Annotated in this window: 4 protein-coding genes and 3 pseudogenes; 1 reads left to right on the forward strand and 6 read right to left on the reverse strand. The window is 42.7% G+C overall.

What is annotated here, in order from left to right:
- Positions 1–226: 226 nt before the first annotated feature.
- The 6 genes and pseudogenes from A3M5_RS23415 to A3M5_RS23420 all read right to left on the reverse strand — a co-directional run.
- Positions 227–652, reverse strand: a pseudogene (locus tag A3M5_RS23415) (GerAB/ArcD/ProY family transporter); the annotation flags it as partial.
- A 95-nt stretch (positions 653–747) separates the two neighbouring features.
- Positions 748–930, reverse strand: coding sequence for a Ger(x)C family spore germination C-terminal domain-containing protein (locus A3M5_RS26715; RefSeq protein WP_332455469.1), 183 nt, complete (start codon positions 928–930; stop codon positions 748–750).
- 27 nt (positions 931–957) lie between these two features.
- Positions 958–1,095, reverse strand: a pseudogene (locus A3M5_RS26915) (DUF4046 domain-containing protein); the annotation flags it as partial.
- A gap of 58 nt (positions 1,096–1,153) precedes the next feature.
- Complete coding sequence (locus A3M5_RS0120770; RefSeq protein ID WP_018395698.1) at positions 1,154–2,248, reverse strand: GerAB/ArcD/ProY family transporter; 1,095 nt, start codon at positions 2,246–2,248, stop codon at positions 1,154–1,156.
- Between the two features lie 7 nt (positions 2,249–2,255).
- Positions 2,256–3,482: a Ger(x)C family spore germination protein gene (locus A3M5_RS0120775; protein WP_018395699.1), complete on the reverse strand. Its 1,227-nt coding sequence runs from the start codon at positions 3,480–3,482 to the stop codon at positions 2,256–2,258.
- A pseudogene (locus A3M5_RS23420) lies at positions 3,472–5,099 on the reverse strand (spore germination protein). Before A3M5_RS23420 ends, A3M5_RS0120775 begins: the two are co-directional and overlap by 11 nt.
- Before the next feature lie 122 nt (positions 5,100–5,221).
- On the opposite strand from A3M5_RS23420, the gene A3M5_RS26920 reads away from it, so the two are divergent.
- A complete protein-coding gene (locus tag A3M5_RS26920; RefSeq protein ID WP_018395701.1) occupies positions 5,222–5,443 on the forward strand; it encodes a YczF family membrane protein in 222 nt (73 codons plus the stop codon).
- The last annotated feature ends 583 nt before the right edge of the window (positions 5,444–6,026 follow it).

Genomic DNA, 6,026 nt, shown 5'->3' on the forward strand with positions numbered 1-6,026 from the left:
AAACCAGATACAAAAAAAGAGTGCAGCCACTTATTGGCTAGACTCTTTTTCTTTCCTTCAAACTGGCTTGTAATTCAGCAACTTTTCTTTCAAATTCTGCTTGTTCTTCTGGCGTTTTAGATGGGGTTTTTTCATCTTCAAGCGCCCATGATGGCATACGTTCAACTCGGATTCCTCCACTTTCAAGCAATTCATTAAAGCCAAATTCTCCACTTGAATTGTATCTCTCAACTGTTCGAGAGATGACTTCAATTCCTTTATAAACCGTATAAATGATCATCAGAATGAATAGGGCATTGATGACAAATATAGGTGTATCTGGGTAAGCAATGGTGACCAGCAATTCTCCAAAAGGGCGCAATATGCCTGCGGCTGTATACACAAAATAGAGAATATACAAGAAGGCAATTATTTTTCTTAAAACGGATCCTAGTAAAGTTTGCATATATTCCGTGGGCGGAAGACCCGGATAGTAGCGGTAAAGGCCGTAATGAATGAAAAATAAGCAAAAACCGCCGGCCATTGCGATGAGAATAGCCAGCCAGGCGCCTTGTTTCGCTTCACTGGCAAGCGGAAGAACCAAGGCACTGCCAAGTTCAAATAAAAGGATGAGTGTGAATAGCTGATAGGCACTAATTTTCGCTTTTTCCATAAAGTAATCACTTCCCTTCGTATAAGAGCATCAACCTTTACGTCGACTTCTAATTCAGCAAACGCGCAATTATCCCACTTTTCTTCCGGTTTTTTCTATACTTTTGGATCGGTACGGTGCACGACTTCGCCAAACCCAAAAATGTCCGATTTTCGTAAAGGGATTTCATGATGAGTCCTCTTGCATTGTTCTTCAATTACATATTGAACGGCTTCAATTGCTCTTTTTCCCCTTTTACTCCTCGCCAATACTTCTAGGGAACATAGTTGAATTCCCACGGTTTGAACTTTCCAGGATAAGTGTTTTCAATTACCCCTATAAAATTCATCCATAGCAGCAGGTCGCAAACGGTTATTCCAAAGGATGTCAGCTTTGACCTTTCGTGGAATTTCCTCTTCAGGAATTCCTAAGCACTCTTCAATAAGGTAACGTGTTAGAAAGGCTAAATATTTCTTACCCTATGACAATGACGAATAAATGATAAAAGTTATCTTATTCTTTCTATGCTGCTTTTTTTCTGTTTTTAAAAAAAGCTATGATAAGAAGAAGAGCAGGTACGACGACTTGAAGCGGAAGAAGAACGTACAGCGGGATAATTTTCAGCCTTTCTTGAATATGTTCTGGATAATTACTTGCAATGGCCATGGACATAAGTAAAACGACCATGCCCATCGGATACGCAAGATGGGAAGGGTGTTTCACATGAAATAAATGAGACACTGCCATCACTGCCGCATAGAAATGTATACTTACCTTTAAAAAAATGCCGATGATGGCAAAAAGGATAAAATAAATATCCAAACGCTCCAAAAACTCGGCCATTTCAATCCTCTGCATCGTAGTTAAAAGAGGAAATTGCGAACGGGCAGTAAGGCCGACGCCAAGAGTACTTATGTTAACCGCCATGATAAGGGCCAATGCCACGCCACTAATGCCCATTGCCCATAATCCGGTGCGTTTCACTTTTTCACGTTCATTGACATAAGGGAAAATCATCGTAAATACGATGAATTCTCCAAATGGGATGTACAATGTTTGTGTGAAAGCGGTTTTGATCACTGGAGAAAGCCCTTCTTTCAGTACCGGTTTTAAGTTAGCGATGTCCATATTCCCTGAAAGGATAATTAAAAGGAAGCCGCTGGCGGCAAGCAGAAACATTAATACAAACAACAATTCACCTGTTCGGGATAGAACTTCAATACCTTTATAAACCGTATAAACAACCACCAGAAGGAGCAGGGCATTGAGGACAAACAAAGGCGTTGCCGGGTAAGCAATAACGCCCAGCATTTCCCCGAAATCGCGCAAGATTCTTGCCGCCATATACACAAAATAGAGGACATAAAGGAAGGCGATTATTCTTCCTAAAACGGACCCTAGTATCCTTTGTACATATTCTGTCAGCGGAATATCGGGATAGTAGCGGTAAATGCCGTAATACATGAAAAACAGGCAAAAACCGCCGGCCATTCCGATGAGAACCGCCAGCCAGGCGTCCTGTTTCGCAACGCTGCCAAGCGACACTATAGCAGTACCAAGTTCAAATAAAAGAATGAGTGTGAACAACTGGTAGGCACTGATTTTTGCTTTTTCCATCACGTGATCACTTCTCTTCCTTTTTTAATGTTGTATGAAGTGAGTTGTTTGTTAATCCCGTGCGGCGTATAAGCGCATTAACCTTTACATCGACTTCTAATTCAGCAAATGTGCGGTCATTCCAATCCATTTCTAGCTTCTTCCACACTTTTGGATCGGTACGGTCTACGATTTCGCCAAATCCAAAAATGTCCGATTTGTTTTTTTGCGCTTGCTGGACCGCTTTTTCAATTTCATCCTTGATTTCTTTTCCCAGTTCTTTTTCGATCTTTTCGATGACGAGCGGGTCCGTCAGATCCACCGGCACTTTTACTTCCGCAATGTCTCCTTCTGCCCGAGTGGAAATCAATATTTTAGGCCTCCCTTTTGTGATGGTCGCAGAGACCTTCGTTTGTTGACGCGTGACGTTATAGGCAATGGCCTTTTTTTCTTTTTCCCAGCGAATGCTTGTCGTCGTATTTTTGATTTTATCCAGTGTCCACAGCGTTCCCCGTGCGGTTTCCCCGTGTATCCAGTCAATCAGCTTTCCTTCTTTAAAAACCGCCAATCCATCCGCCTTGGGAGTTGCTTCAGGTTTGGATGATTGAATGCTTTCCATCTTTTTCCCTTGTTCTGGATCTCCTTTTAACGTGAAACCAGCAAGGACCGGTTCTTTCCCAGTAGATGCGAGGAGATTAATTAAATCATGAACATCGACATTTAGAGTTTCACCTAGCATTTCTTCTGTTACTTCCAATGTTTTGGCGATTTTAACAGAAGGTATTTTATCCAGGCCCGTCAATGTTGTAAGTAAATGGCGTGCTTTTGTATCCTTCGCGATGACGACCTTCGTTGTCGTCCGGAATTGAATGTCGCGTTCAAGCTCATCCATGACGGGCGGGAGCCCTTCTTCTTTGGCCAGCTCGTCGCTGATGACGACCAGTTCTGTATGGGCATAATAAGGCCGGCGGGAGATCTCTTGGGTGATAAGGGCGTTCATATCACTCAGGTTGTGCCCCGTGACTGAATAAACAATAGTGGGTGGAGAAGATTGCCCGCCTCCGCCCTGAAGTCCGCCGGCTACGTTTCCTGGATTGACAACTTGTAATGTCGCCACATATTTTCCTTCCTCGTTTACATCAAGAGCATAGGCGGAGACAAAGGCAAGTTCGGTGATTTCTCTTTTGCCCCAGCAGCCTGAAAGGAACAAAACGATTATTGTCAGCAAAAAAAGAAAAACCCATTTACGATTCATGCTCATCCCCTTTTTTCATGTCTATCATAACCATTTCACGGGCTGCGGCTTCTGCGGCTTCTGATTTTCGCCTTGGCGAATCATATTGTCGCCCGCAATTAACCGCGGTCTTTCGTTCATCGCCCATAATGGTCTTCGGAAAATCGTATCGCCCATATCAGCCGAAATGAATGGGGCAAACGGGGCCATATACGGAATCCCGAATGAACGCAGGCTGCACAGATGAACAATCATCACAATGAAAACGAGAATTAAACCGTAAAATCCAGATGTTGCCGCGCTGATGATAAAAGCAAATCGAATCAAACGGGCTGCAATGGCCATCCCATAAGCCGGCGTCGCAAAATTGGCGATGGCGGTAATCGCGACGACAATGACCATGGCCGGCGAGATAATCCCTGCCTGCACGGCCGCTTGTCCGATAACGAGAGCACCGACGATCGAGACGGTCGACCCGATCGCTTTTGGCAGACGAATCCCCGCTTCACGTAAAACTTCAAAGGTTATTTCCATCAAGAGAGCTTCGACCACGGCTGGAAAAGGCACCGCTTCTCTTTGTGCCGCAATCACAAAGACCAGTGTTGTCGGGATCATCTCTTGATGGAACGTCGTTGCGGCTACATATAAAGCCGGTCCTAGAAGAGAAATAAAGAAAATCGCAATTCGCAAAAAGCGAAGGGCACTTGCTATATCCAAACGGGAACTGTAGTCCTCAACAGTCTGGGAAAATTCAATGAAAAGAGCAGGGGCCGTCAGCACAAATGGCGTACCGTTGACAAAAATAGCGATCCTTCCTTCAAGAAGTTTGCCTGCGACCATATCCGGCCTTTCCGTGTGATTAATTGTCGGAAAAGTCGTCTTTGTCTGGTCTTCAATCAATTGTTCAATATAGCCCGATTCAAGGATGCCGTCCATGCTAATTCTTTTTAATCGTGTCCGTATTTCTTTGACGATGTCCTCTTTCGCTATGCCGTTTAAATACATAATGGACACGTCTGTTTTCGTCACTTCTCCGACTGTCATCGACTCCGTCCGTAAATCCGGACTTTTAATAATCCGGCGAATTATGGCGATGTTTGTTTCATTGGATTCCGTAAATCCTTCTTTTGATCCACGGACCGATACATGTGTAGTCGGCTCTTGAATGGAGCGTTTTTCCCCTCCCTGTGTACCGGCTGTCAGCGCTTCAGTGATTCCATCAATCAGAATGATCGTATTGCCCGCCAGTAAGGAGTCGACGACTTCCTCCAGGTTACGCATCGATTGGACTTGACCGAGAGGAATGCCCTCATTCGTGATCAGGTTTATAATATCTTGTAGAGGAAGTTTTTCATGTAACTGGCTGTTCTTCATGATCGACTCAATGAATAAATCGTTCACAGCTTGACTGTCCACGAGTCCTTTTACAAAAAGAACAGCTGCGTCCATTTTTGCATGATCGCCGATTTTGACTTTTCGAATGACAATATCCGGGCTGTTTCCTGTTATTCGTTTAATATCATCCAGATTTTTGGAGAGAGAACGGTCCATCGTGGCAGAAGGCTTATTTGCATATATCTCTTCTTTTCGCTGCTGTTGATTTCCTCTGTTTCTCTTTTGCTTGAAGAATGAAAGCATCGTATTACATTACCTATCTTTCTTTTTTTCTACATTCTGTCCGAGTACTTCCCGGTCTATACCTATTGGTTGTTTGAACAGGCAGGGAAAGGGCACACTAAATGATAGGGAGCGTGATATAAATGAAAAACCTAGCCATTGCGATATTCACACTAATTTGTTTAATTCCATTTTCACTGAGGATCGATATCATGAGGGACCTTAATATGGAAGGCGCGATTCGAAATACAACGAAACCTTTTTACGTCATGGAAATAGCGGAACGGATTGTTTTTTGGGGGCTAATATCGATGCTGCTGGTGCGACCAATTCTTAATTTTCAACATAAAAAAAAGGGAAGATAACTAAAAAAGGAACTAGTTTAAAAACAAGTCTTCTTGATAATAAAGGCGGGATTATAATAATGGAAAAGAGTATTTTACCCAACAATGATGATTTTAAATTTTTGTTCAATATATGGTATTTGGCAACAACCTTTATTGTTTTCTCGTGGATCAGACTTAATCACACGGAGACAATCTAAATTTTATATTTAACCACCGTTTTATAGACAAAAGAGACAGCCCCCTTAGATCAATGTTTAAGGGGGCTTAAAATGCTTATTTCTGTCTATTTACTCGTCCATACTTATTTTTACATAAAACGTATAAAACGACGGTGCATCAAAGACGAGCAGACTAGCGAAAAAAGTTGCCTTTTTACAAGGCTTCTTTGTCGTGTCTATTTTTCTAGCGCTTGTCAAATTCGATGCAAGAATCATTACATCGCTAGCCGTTTACGTTTTTAGCTTGGCGGGCATGTGGTAGGACCCCATTAAAGACATTGTTTCATTGAGCCTTGACCAAAAATTCTTATAAGATGGTATGTAAAACAGAAAACGGCAACCTCTGAAAAGGCTACCGTTTTCTCACACAATACTAATAACCA

Source organism: Bacillus sp. 37MA (genome assembly GCF_000372765.1).
GTDB lineage: Bacteria > Bacillota > Bacilli > Bacillales > Domibacillaceae > Domibacillus > Domibacillus aminovorans.